Source organism: Neisseria montereyensis (genome assembly GCF_024834045.1).
Classification (GTDB): Bacteria; Pseudomonadota; Gammaproteobacteria; order Burkholderiales; family Neisseriaceae; genus Neisseria; species Neisseria montereyensis.
In genome coordinates this window covers 78,318-94,528 of sequence record NZ_JANUXW010000002.1, presented here as the reverse complement: position 1 = coordinate 94,528, position 16,211 = coordinate 78,318, and the positions used below count along the sequence as shown (strand labels likewise).

The following is a 16,211-nucleotide window of genomic DNA, read 5'->3' as shown; positions in this document are numbered from 1 at the left end:
GAGCAGTCATGGCTAAATTTTTTATTGACCGCCCTATTTTTGCGTGGGTGATTGCAATATTTGTTATTCTTGCCGGTATTGTCGGCATCCGTAATCTGCCGGTTTCACAATACCCTTCCGTTGCCGCACCAACCATTACTCTTTCCGCCAGCTATCCGGGCGCATCCGCTCAAGTGATGGAAGACAGCGTATTGGCCGTTATCGAACGCAATATGAATGGCGTGGAAGGGTTGGACTATATGACCACCAATGCCACCTCTAATGGTAGGGGTACGGTCAGACTGGTGTTTACCCCCGAAACCGATGAAAATCTGGCACAAGTTGATGTGCAAAATAAACTTTCCCAAATCACAAGGGTATTGCCTGCTCCTGTACAGCAAAACGGTATTACCGTTGCCAAAGCACGCTCCAACTTTCTGATGGTATTAATGATGTCATCCGAAACGATGAATACGGAAGAAATCGGCGACTATGTAGAACGTAATATCAGCCCCGAAATACAACGTATCGAAGGTGTCGGCGATGTAAACTTATTCGGTTCGCAACGGGCGATGCGTATTTGGGCCGACCCGAAAAAACTACAAAACTACAACCTTTCTTTTGCCGATATATCTACCGCACTAAGCGGACAAAACGTTCAACTTTCCGCCGGTAGTCTCGGCGCCCTCCCCTCACCTGCCGGACAAGCCATCACGGCCACCATTATGGCGCAAGGCCAACTTTCCACACCGGAAGAATTCGGCAACATTATCCTGCGTTCCAATACCGATGGTGCCAATGTCTATTTGAAAGATGTCGCCCGTATCGAACTCGGTAGCCAAAACTATGGCGCAAGCACCCGCTTGAACGGTAAGCCTTCAGTAGGTATGGCAGTGATGTTATCCAATACCGGTAATGCCATGGCCACTGCTGCTGCCGTACGCGAAAAAATGGCCGAATTAGAGCATTTCTTCCCGCAAGATTTGAAATGGGATGCTCCTTACGACACATCCAAATTCGTTGGCATTTCCATCGAAAAAGTGGTTCATACCCTGATAGAAGCCATCGTATTGGTGTTTATCGTGATGTATATTTTCCTGCAAAATATCCGCTATACACTGATTCCGACGATTGTAGTACCGATTTCCTTATTGGGCTCGTTTGCGTCCATTTGGTATTTAGGTATGTCGATCAATGTGCTGACCATGTTTGCCATGGTATTGGTGATCGGTATTGTGGTCGATGATGCGATTGTGGTGGTGGAAAACGTCGAAAGGATTATGGTTGAAGAAGGGCTTACCCCTATCGATGCCACGAAAAAAGCGATGGGCCAAATTTCCGGTGCCGTTATCGGTATTACCGCCGTATTGATTTCGGTATTTATCCCACTGGCCATGTTCAGCGGTGCCACCGGTAATATTTACCGTCAGTTTGCGGTAACGATGGCGATTGCCATTGCATTTTCGGCATTCTTTGCTTTATCACTCACCCCGGCCTTGTGCGGCACCTTGCTCAAACAAATCCCCAAAGGCCATCACGAGCAGAAAAAAGGCTTCTTCGGTTGGTTTAACCGCAAATTCTCAAGCGGCACACACCGTTATGAAGGTTGGGTAGCCAAAATCCTAAATAAGTCTTTCCGTATGGTGATTATCTATGTCATCTTAACTGTAGCAGCCGGATTTTTGTTTGTCCGCATTCCCACCTCTTTCCTGCCCAATGAAGACCAAGGCAGCCTGATGATGATTATGCAGCTTCCTTCAGGTGCAACCAAAGAGCGGACCGATGCCACTTTAGCCACAGCCACCAATGTCATTATGGCGCAACCGGAAGTAGAAAGTATGATCGGCATTTCCGGCTTCAGCTTTTCAGGCTCGGCACAAAATACCGGTATGGGATTTATTACACTGAAAGATTGGACGGAACGTACTACACCTGAGACAAGTGCGGCCGCACTGGCCGGAAAGTTGACCGGTGCATTGATGAGTGAAGTTCGAGACGGTTATACGATTATCTTAAACCCGCCTGCCATTATGGAACTGGGTAACAACGCCGGCTTTGAAATGTATCTGCAAGATCGTAATAACAGCGGGCATGCCGCATTGTTGGCCAAACGCAACGAGCTTGTCGACAAGATGCGCCAAAATCCGATGTTCGATCCTTCCAGCGTGCGTCCGTCCGGCTTGGAAGACGCACCGCAACTAAAAATCGATATCGACCGTGAAGCTGCTGCTGCACAAGGTATCAGCTTTGAAAGTATCCGCTCGGTATTGGCAACGGGGTTGGGTTCATCCTATATCAACGACTTCCCCAATAAAGGCCGTTTGCAACGTGTTATCGTACAGGCCGATGCCCAAGCCCGTATGCAGCCTTCCGATATTCTGGCATTAACCGTACTGAATAGTCAGGGTATTGCCGTTCCGCTTTCTACCGTTGCCACCGTATCGTGGCAAAACGGCATCGAACAAAGCGTCCGCTTTAATGGTTATCCTGCCATGCAAATCAGTGGCGGTGCGGCCGAAGGCTATTCTTCAGGCGAAGTGATGGCCGAAGTACAGCGCATGGTAGACGAAATGGACGGCTACAGCTTGGAATGGAGCGGACAATCTCGTGAGGAAATCAAAGGTAGCTCTCAAACCACCACTTTATACGCATTTGCGATTATTGCCGTGTTCTTGGTATTGGCCGCACTATATGAAAGCTGGTCGATTCCTTTTGCGGTGATTTTGGTGGTACCGCTCGGCTTCTTAGGTGTGGTATTGGGCGTAAACGGACGTAACCTGATAGGTGCATTATTTGGTAATCCTCCTTCTTATCTGAACGATATTTACTTCCAAGTCGGCCTGATTACGGTCATCGGTTTGAGTGCCAAAAATGCGATTTTGATTATTGAGTTTGCCAAAGACCTGCAAGCACAAGGTAAAAATGCGATTGAAGCTGCTTTAGAAGCCGCCCATTTACGCTTCCGCCCGATTATCATGACATCGTTTGCCTTTATTTTAGGTGTCGTGCCGCTTTATCTTGCTTCGGGTGCCAGCTCGGCCAGCCAACGCGGTATCGGTACAACCGTGTTATGGGGTATGTTAGTGGGTACCATTTTGGCAGTATTCCTCGTACCGCTGTTTTATGTACTGATACGCAAACTCTTCAAAGATAAATCCAACGGAACACCGGCCACGGCGGCAGCCTTGTCCGATTCGGTTGGAAACGAATACGCTGATAAGGATTAAACATGACTGTATTCTCTTTTAAACCTACCTTAAGCGTTTTAACGGTTGCAACGGCTCTTTCAGCCTGTACCATGATGCCGAGATACGAGCAGCCGCAAGTTAATGTACCGGAAACATTCAGGCACGATACCCAGCCCGAAACCGGTATTCAGGCGGCCTCATTGGGTTGGCAGGATTATTTTGCCGACCCCCGTCTGCACCGTTTAATCGAATTGGCTTTAAACAATAATACCGACTTACAGGAAGCAGCCTTAAATGCCGAAGCCGTACGCCGTCAATATATGATTTCCCGTGCCGACTTATTGCCCGGCATCAACGCCAGCGGCAACGGCCAACGCGGACGCAGGGCGGCTGACTTAAGCGGTGGCAATGCTATGGTTTCGGAATCCTATAGTGTCGGTTTGGGCATTACCGCTTATGAGCTTGATTTATTCGGTAGGGTGCGCAGCCAAGCGGAAGCCGCCAAGCAAACTTATTTCAGCAGTGCTGCGGCCCGTGATGCCGCCCATCTGACTCTGATTGCGACGGTGGCCAAAGCCTATTTCAACCAACTTCATGCCGAAGAAGCTATGGTATTGGCGCAAAACGTACTCAAAACGCGCGAACGAACCTATGAACTGACCCAATTAAAACATAGGGCAGGTGTGGTTTCCGCACTTGATCTACGCCAACAAGAAGCCTTGATTGAGGCAGCCAAAGCCGATTATGCCGCTGCAGTACAAAGCAGGGAACAGGCGCAAAATGCTTTATCTATGCTGATTAATCAACCGCTCCCTAATGACCTGCCACAAGGTTTATCGCTAGAAGAGCAGTTTAAAATCAGCAAGCTGCCTGCCGGTTTATCATCGGAAGTTTTACTCAACCGCCCCGATATCCGCGCCGCCGAATATGACTTACGCGCTGCCAATGCCAATATCGGTGCGGCTCGCGCCGCATTCTTCCCCAGCATCAGCCTAACCGGCACTATCGGTACCGGTTCCACTGAATTAAGCGGCTTATTTGAAGGCAGAAACCGTACTTGGTCGTTTATGCCCACCATCAATCTGCCGATTTTCAATTGGGGACGCAACCGGGCTAATTTGGATTTAGCCAATATCCGCAAACAAATTCAGATTGTCCGCTATGAAGCCGCCGTTCAAAATGCATTCAGAGATGTTTCCGACGCACTGGTTGCCCGCGAACAGCTTGATGAGCGTTATGATGCAACCATGAGGCAACGGCAAGCATTCGCCGATTCTTTACGGCTGGTACGTTTACGTTATCAACACGGCGTATCCAACGCACTGGATCTGCTGGATGCCGAACGCAATAGCTATGGCGCAGATACGGCACTCTTAAATATCGAGCTTACCCGTTTGGAAAATCTGGCGGATTTATATAAAGCATTAGGTGGCGGTTTGAAACGCTACACTGAAGACCCTTCTTAAATATTTTATTATTTAATTTCAAACAATAGGCCGTCTGAAATATTCAGACGGCCTAATTTTTATTTCTACCCTAACAAATCATGCGGTTTCCATCTATCCCTCATTTCGCCCTGTTTATTTTTAACAAAAAAAATAATCAAATAAATCAAAATATTAAAAATAAAAACCTATATATCTAAAAAAATCTGTAAGAAATCGACACCCTCCCCGTCTACTCGGTACAAGCTTAATTTTTCAGGAATGATTTATGAACAAAAATAACAATCTGGCCCGATTCTCAGAAACTTGGGGCAAAGATATCGCTTTATTAGGTTTACGTTTTTTCCTTGCCTATGAATTTCTAGAAGCCGGATTAGAAAAATGGAGCGGCCAAAATTGGTTTGCCGATATTCAGGATTTATTCCCTTTCCCATTCAATCTGTTTTCCGCCGACTTTAACTGGACAGTGGCCATGGGTGCAGAATTGATTATTCCCGCCCTATTGATTGTCGGTTTATTTGGTCGCTGGGGCGCGCTGATCTTAATGGTGATTACCGGCGTTGCCTGGTATGCGGTACACAGCGGCAACGGCTACAACGTCTGTAACAACGGATACAAAATGGCATTGATTTATTTGGTGGCATTGTTACCACTGGTATTGCAAGGCGTAGGCCGTTTTTCACTCGATTATGTTTTGTTTGGCAAGAAAAACAATCGCCTTTCAGAACAGGCCGTCTGAATTATCAATATAACGGCATGTAAATAAACAATCACTTGTTAACACCTATTTTTAACACTGTCTGGAGTATTTAAATGACTAAAACATCTTCTTCCCTCATCGCTTTAGCAGGTTTATTGGCATTAGCAGGCTGCCAAGGACAAAGCCATAGCGAACCTGTCCAAACCACTTCTGCTACCAGCTCATCTACATCCAAAGCAGAAGAAGGCAAATGCGGTGAAGGTAAATGTGGCGCCGCTTCTCAAGCTGGCAGCAAATCTGCCGAAGGTAAGTGCGGCGAAGGCAAATGCGGTGCTGCTTCACAAGCCGTCAATAAATCTGCCGAAGGCAAATGCGGCGAAGGCAAATGCGGCAGTAAATAATATTTTAGGCGTCTGAATCTTCAGACTATTTTTCAGACGGCTCCAATACATCCCCCTCAACAAACTTAAACTTTAAGGAATCAATCATGAAAAAAACATCATCTTTAGTTGCATTGGCCGGTGCTTTAGCCGTTTTAGGCACTCAATCTGCTCTGGCAGACAGCAAACCAGCCGCTACCCATATAGTGAAAACAGCCGCTGCTAAGAAAGTACAAGAAGGTACATGCGGCGAAGGCAAATGTGGCGCCACTTCAAAAGCTGCTACGAAATCTGCCGAAGGTAAATGCGGTGAAGGTAAGTGTGGTGCCGGTGCCCACAAAAAAACAGCCGCTAAAGCCGGCGAAGGTAAATGTGGCGAGGGCAAATGCGGTAGCTAATCCGTAAAATCCAATATTTTCAAATACCTTTGAGAAAGGCCGTCCGAACCCTTTCAGACGGCCCCTCATAAAATAAGGTTGCTCTTTATCAGTATGTTTAAACAGATAAGCAGATTGATACAGCGCTATCTCTCTTAAAAGGAAAATCATGATGAATACTTTATACGGTGCCGGTTTAGGCTATAAACGCAGTATGGCCGCAGATTTTATGGCGCGCACGCCTGAAACCGGTGTGATTAAATTTATCGAAATCGCACCTGAAAACTGGCTGAGAATGGGCGGTGCGGCCCGCTTGAAATTCGATACCGTTGCCGAACGTTTTCCAATCGCCTGTCACGGCTTATCCCTTTCGCTAGGCGGACAAGACCCGCTACAAATTGATTTTTTAAAACAAATCAAAGCCTTTATGCAGCAATACCATATCCGTTTCTTTTCAGAACATTTAAGCTATTGCAGCCATCACGGCCATGTTTACGACCTGCTCCCGCTGCCGTTTACCGAAGAGTCTGTTCAGCATACCGCCGCGCGCATCCGTACCGTGCAAGATATTTTGGAACAGCGTATTGCCGTTGAAAACACATCCTATTATGCCCACAGCCCCATAGCCGAAATGGACGAAGTCGATTTTCTCAATGCCGTTGCCCGCGAAGCGGATTGTGCTATTCATCTGGATATCAACAACGTTTATGTGAATGCCGTCAATCACGGTATCGTAAAACCACAAGATTATATCGACCGTATAGACATTGTCCGTGTTAACTATATCCACATGGCCGGCCATGATGAAGAGCATGCCAATCTATTAATCGACACCCACGGGCAGCCCGTTTGCGCCGATGTGTGGGATTTATTTGCCTATACCTGCACCAAGCTGCCGCACAATGTGCCCACTCTGCTCGAACGCGACAGCAACCTCCCACCCTTTGAAGAACTGGAAGCCGAAGTTGCCCGCATTGCCGCTATCCAACAACAAGCAGAGGAACAACGCCATGCAGCCGCATAAAACAACGCCTGAAAAAAACAGCAGTGCCGATTTTCAAGCCATGCTGGCCGACCATGTACGCGACCCATCCAAGCCCTCACCCGAAGGTATCGAACCGGAACGCTTGGCCGTATATACCCGCCTCGTTCGCAACAATCTGCGCAGCTTTTTAGATTTATGCTTCAGCGACAGCAGCGAGCTGGCCGACCGTGAATTATGGCAACACCTACAAAACCGTTTTCTGATTGAAGCACGCCCCGAATCGCCGTTTTTCAATGATATTCCGGCTCAATTTTTAAACTATGCCCGCAGCCGCGAATCGGAAGAAAAACTGCCGGACGGTATATTGGCCATGATGGATTTTGAAACTGCCCTACTCCATGCCGAAATAGCCATTCAACCCATTTCAGACGGCCTTTGGGATAGCAACACCACATTATCATGGCAGCCCGCAGCCAAATTAACCCACTATGATTATAATTTTGTCGACAGCAATCTAACCGCCATCGAACCGACCCCCAGTACCATACTGACTTGGCGCAATCGGGATAACGAAGTTTATTACCGTGCAGTAAGCGGTACGGATGTATTTTTATTGGAACATTTCAGCCAGCACAAAGACACGTTTGAACACATTTTACAAAGTCTACAAGAAATGACGGGCGGGCAAAGCCAAGATATTGAAATATGGTTGCGCGAAAGCATAGATAGTTGGATAAAGGCAGGTGTATTATTTCCTGAAATAAATCAGGAAAAAAGCATATAACAGCTGCACTTCAACTGCCAATCCTTTAAAATGCTCCGCTTTTTGAAAAAACGATTCGCACTATGGAAAACTTTAAAAAGATGCTAATCGCACTCAGGCCGGATATTTTACGTTTTGCCAAAATCCAGCTGAGAGACGACGCTCTTGCCGAAGATATGGTTCAAGACACACTCACCACTGCCATTGATAAATTCCAGCAGTTCCGCGGTGATGCCGTCTTGAAAACATGGATAATAACCATATTAAAAAATAAAATTACCGATTATTTTCGTGGCAGAAAAAATCTTTCCAGCCTGGATGAGCTTCAGGAAGAAAACGCCGCTATCGATGCTCAATATAACCAATGTTTTGATGAAAACGACCATTGGCTGAGCTCGGCCAGCCCGAATCATTGGGGAGCGACACCCGAAGAGTTTTCACACCGGCAAGCGTTTTTCCGTGCTTTAGAAAACTGTATGCAAGACTTACCCGAAGATACCGCACAAATTTTTTACCTGCGCGAAGTGATGGGGATGGACGTAGAAGAAATATGCAACGATTTCGATATCAGTAAAGAAAATTGCTATGTGATATTGCACCGCGCCCGCAACGGTTTAAGAAAATGCCTGCAACACCGTTGGTTTGACCTGAGCGACTGATACCACGCTATCGAGGAACAAAAAGAAATGTTGAAATGTAAAGAAGCCTGTGTCTTACTCTCGGAACGACAGGATAGAAAATTAACCTTCGCCGAAAATATATCGTTATGGATACATTTGGCTTTATGCCCCCATTGCCGACGTTATCGGAAGCAACTGATATTCATACGGGAAAATATGCAACAATGGCAAGACAATATCAAACGATAATATCTTGCCACATCACTCAAATAGCCATATAAGCCGTGATGATTTAATAGCGCGGCACACTATCATCAACCTGTATCGACCAAGCATCTATACCGCCCTGAAGGTTATAGAGCGATTCGAATCCCGCTTCTGCCAAATACATAGCCGTATTCAAGCTGCGGATACCGTGATGGCAATACACCACAATCGGAACATCATCTGGCAGCTCGTTGTGCCGAAGCGGAATCAGATTCATCGGAATATGCACATATCCCGGCAATCGGCATATCGCCACTTCTTCATCCGTACGCACATCCAGCAGGGTCAGCGGCTTTCCTTCTGCCAACCATTGCTGCAATTCAAGCGGCGTTAATTGTGGAATCATCTTTTCTCTTTCTGAAGCACGGCATTAAATCCGTGCAAATACAAAATCGCTAAAGCTTTACTATCGGTATCAATAGCCTAGCCTAAAATAGCCAATCTTTCAGACGGCCTTGACCACTTTGGCCGTCCGAACTGCAACACTTTTAATCAAGTTTTATCCGGATATTTTTCAGACGGCCTTAAAATCACAATACGTTTACTTTCCGGCCATCTTTTCAAATACCGCCCGCACCCGTGCCAAATCTTCCGGCGTATCCACACCGGCAGCCGGTGCGGTTGACGTGATTTCTACCGCGATGGGAAAACCATGCCATAACACACGGAGTTGTTCCAGCGATTCGGCGGTTTCCTGCGGGGAAACATCCATCTCGGCATATTGCCGCAAGAAACCGGCACGGTAAGCATATAAACCGATATGGCGTAAAGGATGCAGACTTTCCGGCAGTTTTCCGGCTTTATCCGCAGCCATCGCATCACGCGGATAGGGAATCGGCGCACGGCTGAAATACAAGGCATTGCTTTCCCGATTCAACACCACTTTAACGCAATTGGTATTCAGGAATTCATCCCAATCGTCAATCGGGTGTGCCGCAGTGGCCATCGGCACTTGGTTTTTCACCAATAGCGCAGCCGTACGGTTAATCAATTCCGGGTCAATCAAGGGTTCGTCACCCTGAACGTTCACGATAACAGTGTCTTCCGCCAAGCCCAGGATATCCACGGCTTCAGCCAGGCGGGTTGTGCCGCTTTCATGCGTATCCGCCGTCATTACGGTTTCAATGCCGAAATCACGGCAGGCCGTCTGAATATCGGGATGATCGGTCGCCACAATAATACGTTCCGCCCGACTCTTGGCAGCCTGCTCCGCCACCCGTACCACCATCGGCTTACCATGTATATCGGCAAGCGCTTTAGACGGTAGGCGTGATGAAGACAAGCGGGCGGGAATCAATACGGTAAACTGGCTCATGCGTGTAACTCTTCTTCGCTCAATGTACGCGCTTCGGATTCCAACATATAGGGAATGCCGTCTTTAATCGGATAGGCCAATTTGCTTTGGCGGCACCATAACTCTTGTTTGTCTTGGTGATATTCCAGTTTTCCTTTGCTAACGGGGCACACAAGAATATCTAAAAATTTTTTATCCATGGTTTTTACTTTCTACTAAGCTGGCAATCATCATCACCGCCACAAAGAATCTGACGCAATTCACCTTCAAAGGCACGTCTTCTTTGTCGCTGGAAATCTATCATTCGGTCTTTCACTGTATTCATCGACACCACCATCGTGGCCGTTATATAGCGTGGCATTTTTTCAACAATTTTTTTGCCTACCGGCGTATTATAAAATTGAATCAACGCATCCACCTCTTCCTGCGTATAAATACGTTGCACATTTTGTACGGAAAGGTAGTGCGTTGCAGCGCGGACTGTCGGATTATCGGTATAGGCCACCAACTCATCCACATAACGGTCTAAAACCGCATCCACCTGCGCCTGTTTGTCGGCAGGTATTTCCTTCAGCGGCGCATAGCGCAACTCATTCCTAACCGTTGCAGGCAAGGTTTTCAACTGATCATCCAAAGCCCTGTCAAAGTTTTGTATTTGCAATAATTTTTCTACCGAATCCCGGCTGGCCGGTGCGGCCTGAACAGTCGCAACCGCCATGCCCAATATGATAGCTGCGAGACAATGTAATTTTTTCATCATTATTTTCCCCGAAACATATTCAAACGGCGGGCAACAAATGCCGCCAAATCGGGTTCGATTATCGCACAAACCGGCAGCACCCACACATTTTGCGGTAGGCCGTCTGAAAGTTTCACGGCATCTTTCTCGGTAATCACCACCACATCGGCAACAGGCAGGTCGGCAACACGCAAAGCTGCATGATCGGGCAATGCCCGCGTTTCGGCCAAAGCAATGCCCATACTGCGCAAAGTATCAAAAAAACGCTCCGGCTTTGCGATTCCGGCCACGGCAGCTACTTTCAATTGTTTCAGACGGCCTATATCCAAATATTCATCCGGTTTCCCGATGCGGTAAATCGGTTTAATTTCTAAACGGCTAGAAAAAATATGCGTATGCAAATGCCGATAATCCGCAGCATGGCCACGACTGCCGCTTACCACCACCGCATCTACCGTACGCAGGCGCGACATGGGTTCTCTCAGCCCCCCGTTTGGCAATAAGTCCAAATGCTTTCGATCCGAATCGGCAGCTGGGAAAACCACAATTTCCATATCGCGCCGTAAGGCATAATGCTGTAAACCGTCATCGGCAATGATTAATTCGATATCGGGATGCGCTGCCAACAAAGCTTTTCCAGCCGCCACCCGATTGCTGCCGACCGCCGTCGGTGCACCGGTTTGGCGATAAAGCATCAACGGCTCATCGCCCGCTTCTTCCGCCCGACTTTGCGGATGCAAAACATGCACACCGTTTTCCGAACGCCCGTAACCACGGCTAATCACCCCCACCCGAATCCCGGATGCCTGCAAACCTCGAACCAATGCCGCTACTACCGGCGTTTTCCCCGCCCCGCCGACGTGAATATTCCCGACCACCACCACAGGCACCGGTAATGGTTCGCTTTTCAGACGGCCGCTCATATACAGCTTACGACGGACAGCCGCCACCGCCTGAAACAAACGCGAAAACGGCCACAGCAATATACCCAGTATCAGATTGGGGCGCTGCCAGTGCTGTTCGATAATTTGATGGAGTTTCGGCATTCAGATGGCCTTTATTTAATATATGATAAGCTGCTAAAAAGACAGCTTTTTATAAACGATTTTTCCTGTTTCTCCAACTGTTAGCTTACTTTGAGCAATCAATATCTGAATTAAAGTTTCGACCTGCTTATCCTGTAATTTTAAAAAAGATTTAAAAGCATTGAGCAACGCTTTTTTGGTGCTGGGTTTATTTTTAGCATGTTTATTAAAAAACTTACCTACAGTTTGCATAATTTTTATATCTTCTTCTGGATTAATAATAATTAGTTGTTGATTTTGAGACTGCTTCAGTCTTAAATCTGCTTGCAACTCTGTAAAAGGAGGATATTTAATTTTATTATTCAGTATTTTCAATATCTCATTTCGTTCAAGATAAAGAACCAAAGTATCTATTTCATCATCTTGTAAATCATAAAACACAGAAGAGGCCTTTGTACGGACGACATTTTTTAAAGCAGTTAATGTTTTTGCACGAGAAAGAACAACATGATTAATAAGTATATCTAATAATGCTTGATGAGAAATGAAATGATAAGACAATATTCCATCAGATTCTTGTTCGATAAATCCTTTTTCCAATAATTTATTTATAATATTATTTACTAGCTCATTTTTAATATCATCATTAAACTCATATAACTCTTCATTTAAAATATTATTTTTAATTTCCGAAATTAAATCATTATATATAGGGTAATGCCATTTTTCATTCTTGCACAAAGACTGCCCGACTTTATGTAAACACATCCCGATAAACCGGCTATTTTGATATTGCGGAATATCGGAATGTACTTCTTCTATGACATTATTGATGATGATATTATCTTTATCGTTTTCTTCTATCGCTATCTGCAACTGAACATCTAATTTACTTAAATCATCCAGACGTATTATTCCTTGACAAAGATGGTTTTGCTCCAGGTGTTCTACTAAAACTTCAAATCCTCCATCTTTTGAAAAAATACATATTAAAGCATCCTTATCTTGTTCGGTAATCTTACCGAGATAATAAGAAAGATAAAAATCTAAGGCATTTTTTCCAGTTCTTGCTACTCGTATAAAATGAATATTCTTACCAAATTGACATAATGCTTCACATAATTCCAACGATATTGTTTTTTGTTGTAACTTCCCCAAAAAAAGCCAAATATGACAGTCTTCATGACTCAAAGCAGAAAGCTGATCAGGGCTTGGCTGTATATTTTCAAAATCAATTAATATATGTTTCATAATACATTATCCCCTTTAATAATATATTAAATAAAAATTTACCCAAAGAAATTAAAATATTATATTTACATAAAAATTCCTAAAAAGAAACACCCGCCAATATGATTGATTGGCGGGTATGGTTCCATATTCTTCATTTTACCCTAGCGGCAAACGGCATCGGCGATTTTTTCCGTATAATCGCCGGCATACCACTTATCCGCAACAGGGGCATTGTTTGATGTGCCTTTAATATTGGCCTGCAAACGTGTATCACAATCGATTAAAACCGGCCATGTACGGGCACTCATGCGGCGCTCGAAAAAATATAAATTGGCCTGAACCACATTATCAAACGATAAGGTTTTTGCCGTATCAACGGCAACAAACTTCAATATTTGCGGCTGCACATACGTCCACGGTTTATAAGGCGCGGTATCGGCAATCTCGGCAATCACAACCGTTTCTTGCGGCAATAACGAACGGGTATGCCCGTACCAAGTGTATTCACTGTATATTTGAAAAAACAACATACCCGCACCGGCACCGGCAGGTATCAGCCATTTCGGCATTTTTTTAAAAACAAAACGCAGGCCGAGCATAATGCCGGCGGCACCCAGCCCTGCAAAAATTGTGGCAATCCATTCCCAAATCATCCAATTTCCTTACTAAGGTTGTATCCATGCACAACCTAAATATTATACGAAATGCCCGGCAAAAGGCATGATTCATATCTAATGACAATCCAACTGCTTTAAAATATCGGGCTTCCCGAAGGAAGCCCGATATGTGAAAGATTTAGTGGTCTACTGCCTGACCGGCACCGCGCGGATAACGCACGCTTTCTACCAAATCTTGTACGTCTTGAGGCGGAGCTTTGCCTGAGCTTGAAACAATAAACGCTACGACAAAGTTAATGATTGCACCCACCGCACCGAATGATAGCGGAGAAATACCGAAGAACCAGTTGGCTTCTACATTTTCAAAGGTATTGGTACCCGGGATAAAGAACCAGCCCATGTATAGGAAAATATACACACAAGTAGAAATCAAACCGGCCAACATACCTGCAATGGCACCCGTACTATTAATCCGTTTCGAGAAAATACCCATCATCAAAGCCGGGAAAATAGAGGCGGCGGCAATACCGAAGGCCAGAGCAACTACTTGCGCTGCAAAGCCCGGCGGATTAATACCCAACCAAGTCGCCACAACAATAGCAACCGTCATCGATATCCGCGCAGCCATCAATTCGCCTTTTTCAGAAATATCGGGTTTTAATGTTTTCTTAATCAAGTCGTGCGATACGGCCGAAGAAATGGCTAACAGCAGGCCGGCAGCAGTAGACAGTGCGGCAGCCAAACCACCTGCAGCAATCAAACCGATCACCCAGCTTGGCAGATTGGCAATTTCAGGGTTAGCCAATACCAAAATATCATTGTTAACCGTTAATTCGTTGCCTTTCCAACCACGTTCGGCAGCAGTAACATCAAAATCGGCCGATTTATCGTTGTAGTATTGGATTCTGCCGTCGTCGTTTTTATCTTCAAACTTCAACAACCCTGTGTTTTCCCAAGTTTTCATCCATTCCGGGCGCTCTTCGTAGCTTAAGGCTTCGGCTTGCGAACCATTCGGATAAATCGTATCTATCAAATTCATACGAGCCATAGAGCCTACTGCCGGAGCGGTTGTATACAGCAGTGCGATAAACACCAATGCCCAACCGGCGGAAGAACGCGCATCGGATACTTTAGGCACGGTAAAGAAGCGGATAATCACATGCGGCAAACCGGCCGTACCAATCATCAGCGACAGCGTAAATAGGAACATATTCAATTTATTCGGCACATCGGCGGTATAAGCATTAAAGCCCAAATCCGTTACCAACATATCCAATTTTTGCAGCAACGGCAGACCGGAAGCGGTATCCGTGCTAAACAAACCCAGTGCGGGCAGCGGATTGCCGGTGATATTGAAAGAAATGAATACGGCCGGAATGGTATAGGCGATAATCAACACCACATATTGTGCCACCTGAGTATAGGTAATCCCTTTCATACCACCCAAAACGGCATAAAACAGCACCACAACGGCAGCGATTAACAAACCTGTCGTATTACTGACTTCTAAGAAACGCGAAAATGCCACGCCCGCACCTGTCATCTGACCGATAACATAAGTGGTTGAAGCAATAATCAAACAGGCTACGGCCACTAAACGTGCAGTACGGCTGTAAAAACGGTCGCCGATAAAATCGGGAACGGTAAACTTACCGAACTTACGCAGATAAGGTGCCAGCAACAACGCCAGCAATACATAACCGCCCGTCCAGCCCATCAGATAAGCAGAAGCGCCGTATCCGTTCATAGCTAATAAGCCGGCCATCGAAATAAACGATGCCGCACTCATCCAGTCGGCACCGGTTGCCATACCATTCAACACCGGATGCACACCGCCGCCGGCAACATAAAACTCTTTAGTAGAGCCGGCACGCGCCCAAATGGCAATGCCGAAGTAAAGCGCAAATGATGCCCCTACAAAAATCAAGTTAATTACAAATTGGCTCATGCTTTACTCCTCATCTACGCCGAACTGTTCATCCAGCTTATTCATCCGCCAAGAATAGAAGAAAATAATAGCGATGAATGTCAAAATCGACCCTTGTTGTCCGAACCAGAATCCCAAATCGGCACCGCCCACTTTAATTCCGGCAAGCAACGGCCTAAACCAAATGGCAAAGCCATAAGAGCACAGCGCCCAAACAACCAGACAGGTTAGGATAAGCCGTACATTGGCTTTCCAATAACCAGCCGCATTATGTTTATCAGCAGACATGATTGCATCCTCCTTTGTCGCTTATGTAGCTTAATAAATATTGTTATAAATAGCCGTTTTTTATCTTAAAAAAACATTATCTTTGAATAAAATCCACTATTTCCATCCAACCGCACAATTAAATAACAATTACGCAGTACTACATTCAGAATAACATAGATGAAATCTATTGCAATACATTACTTTACAATCATGCCATCATAACAAGTAATATATTGATTTTTATATTAAATAATATTTAAATTTATTAACTTATTAAAGTTATCACCTTGTTTACCGCATCAAACTCCATAAAAAAAAATTATCGAAGCCAACAAATATTTGAATGGCACCACACGCCAATCTACCAATAAAATGCACAAATAAATCAATACTTACTATCAA

18 protein-coding genes are annotated in these 16,211 nt (G+C 45.5%); 9 read left to right on the top strand and 9 right to left on the bottom strand.

From position 1 onward, the window contains the following. Positions 1 to 8: 8 nt before the first annotated feature. The 9 genes from NXS09_RS02795 to NXS09_RS10860 all read left to right on the top strand — a co-directional run bounded on the left by NXS09_RS02795 (position 9) and on the right by NXS09_RS10860 (position 8,686). The gene (locus tag NXS09_RS02795) at positions 9 to 3,206 is read left to right on the top strand and encodes an efflux RND transporter permease subunit (RefSeq protein ID WP_259291035.1); all 3,198 of its coding nucleotides are present in this window, start codon (positions 9 to 11) and stop codon (positions 3,204 to 3,206) included. A gap of 2 nt (positions 3,207 to 3,208) precedes the next feature. Continuing rightward, on the top strand, positions 3,209 to 4,633 hold the full coding sequence (locus tag NXS09_RS02790; RefSeq protein WP_259291034.1) for an efflux transporter outer membrane subunit: 1,425 nt from the start codon (positions 3,209 to 3,211) through the stop codon (positions 4,631 to 4,633). A gap of 247 nt (positions 4,634 to 4,880) precedes the next feature. Further along, positions 4,881 to 5,351 (top strand): HvfX family Cu-binding RiPP maturation protein, encoded by a 471-nt coding sequence (locus NXS09_RS02785; protein ID WP_259291033.1) that lies wholly within the window; start codon positions 4,881 to 4,883, stop codon positions 5,349 to 5,351. Between the two features lie 74 nt (positions 5,352 to 5,425). Next, positions 5,426 to 5,713 carry an HvfA family oxazolone/thioamide-modified RiPP metallophore gene (locus NXS09_RS02780; RefSeq protein WP_259291032.1) on the top strand — a complete coding sequence of 96 codons (288 nt, stop codon included), beginning with the start codon at positions 5,426 to 5,428 and terminating at the stop codon, positions 5,711 to 5,713. Positions 5,714 to 5,799: 86 nt separating this feature from the next. Further along, the gene (locus NXS09_RS02775; protein ID WP_259291031.1) at positions 5,800 to 6,090 is read left to right on the top strand and encodes an HvfA family oxazolone/thioamide-modified RiPP metallophore; all 291 of its coding nucleotides are present in this window, start codon (positions 5,800 to 5,802) and stop codon (positions 6,088 to 6,090) included. Between the two features lie 151 nt (positions 6,091 to 6,241). After that, positions 6,242 to 7,093, top strand: coding sequence for an HvfB family MNIO-type RiPP peptide maturase (locus tag NXS09_RS02770; protein WP_259291312.1), 852 nt, complete (start codon positions 6,242 to 6,244; stop codon positions 7,091 to 7,093). Next, on the top strand, positions 7,080 to 7,838 hold the full coding sequence (locus NXS09_RS02765; RefSeq protein ID WP_259291030.1) for an HvfC family RiPP maturation protein: 759 nt from the start codon (positions 7,080 to 7,082) through the stop codon (positions 7,836 to 7,838). The genes NXS09_RS02770 and NXS09_RS02765 overlap by 14 nt, the downstream gene beginning before the upstream one ends. A 62-nt stretch (positions 7,839 to 7,900) precedes the next feature. Next, the gene (locus tag NXS09_RS02760) at positions 7,901 to 8,476 is read left to right on the top strand and encodes a sigma-70 family RNA polymerase sigma factor (RefSeq protein WP_259291029.1); all 576 of its coding nucleotides are present in this window, start codon (positions 7,901 to 7,903) and stop codon (positions 8,474 to 8,476) included. 27 nt (positions 8,477 to 8,503) lie between these two features. Continuing rightward, complete coding sequence (locus tag NXS09_RS10860) at positions 8,504 to 8,686, top strand: zf-HC2 domain-containing protein (protein ID WP_491904497.1); 183 nt, start codon at positions 8,504 to 8,506, stop codon at positions 8,684 to 8,686. Between the two features lie 43 nt (positions 8,687 to 8,729). Here NXS09_RS10860 and NXS09_RS02755 read toward each other — a convergent pair whose 3' ends face one another. The 9 genes from NXS09_RS02755 to NXS09_RS02715 form a co-directional block, all read right to left on the bottom strand. Further along, a complete protein-coding gene (locus NXS09_RS02755; protein WP_259291028.1) occupies positions 8,730 to 9,050 on the bottom strand; it encodes a rhodanese-like domain-containing protein in 321 nt (106 codons plus the stop codon). Between the two features lie 195 nt (positions 9,051 to 9,245). Beyond that, positions 9,246 to 10,019, bottom strand: a complete 774-nt coding sequence (gene kdsB / locus NXS09_RS02750; RefSeq protein ID WP_259291027.1) for a 3-deoxy-manno-octulosonate cytidylyltransferase — start codon at positions 10,017 to 10,019, stop codon at positions 9,246 to 9,248. Further along, positions 10,016 to 10,198, bottom strand: a complete 183-nt coding sequence (locus NXS09_RS02745; RefSeq protein ID WP_151052601.1) for a Trm112 family protein — start codon at positions 10,196 to 10,198, stop codon at positions 10,016 to 10,018. The genes kdsB and NXS09_RS02745 overlap by 4 nt, the downstream gene beginning before the upstream one ends. A 5-nt stretch (positions 10,199 to 10,203) precedes the next feature. Then, positions 10,204 to 10,758: a DUF2059 domain-containing protein gene (locus tag NXS09_RS02740; RefSeq protein ID WP_259291026.1), complete on the bottom strand. Its 555-nt coding sequence runs from the start codon at positions 10,756 to 10,758 to the stop codon at positions 10,204 to 10,206. Further along, positions 10,758 to 11,783 (bottom strand): tetraacyldisaccharide 4'-kinase, encoded by a 1,026-nt coding sequence (lpxK, locus tag NXS09_RS02735; RefSeq protein ID WP_259291025.1) that lies wholly within the window; start codon positions 11,781 to 11,783, stop codon positions 10,758 to 10,760. The genes NXS09_RS02740 and lpxK overlap by 1 nt, the downstream gene beginning before the upstream one ends. A 33-nt stretch (positions 11,784 to 11,816) precedes the next feature. Beyond that, positions 11,817 to 13,013, bottom strand: a complete 1,197-nt coding sequence (locus tag NXS09_RS02730; protein WP_259291024.1) for a PIN domain-containing protein — start codon at positions 13,011 to 13,013, stop codon at positions 11,817 to 11,819. Between the two features lie 143 nt (positions 13,014 to 13,156). Next, positions 13,157 to 13,648, bottom strand: coding sequence for a hypothetical protein (locus tag NXS09_RS02725; protein ID WP_259291023.1), 492 nt, complete (start codon positions 13,646 to 13,648; stop codon positions 13,157 to 13,159). A 142-nt stretch (positions 13,649 to 13,790) separates the two neighbouring features. Beyond that, a complete protein-coding gene (locus NXS09_RS02720) occupies positions 13,791 to 15,560 on the bottom strand; it encodes a sodium:solute symporter family protein (protein ID WP_259291022.1) in 1,770 nt (589 codons plus the stop codon). Positions 15,561 to 15,563: 3 nt separating this feature from the next. Then, positions 15,564 to 15,827 (bottom strand): DUF4212 domain-containing protein, encoded by a 264-nt coding sequence (locus NXS09_RS02715; protein WP_151052611.1) that lies wholly within the window; start codon positions 15,825 to 15,827, stop codon positions 15,564 to 15,566. Positions 15,828 to 16,211: the final 384 nt, after the last annotated feature.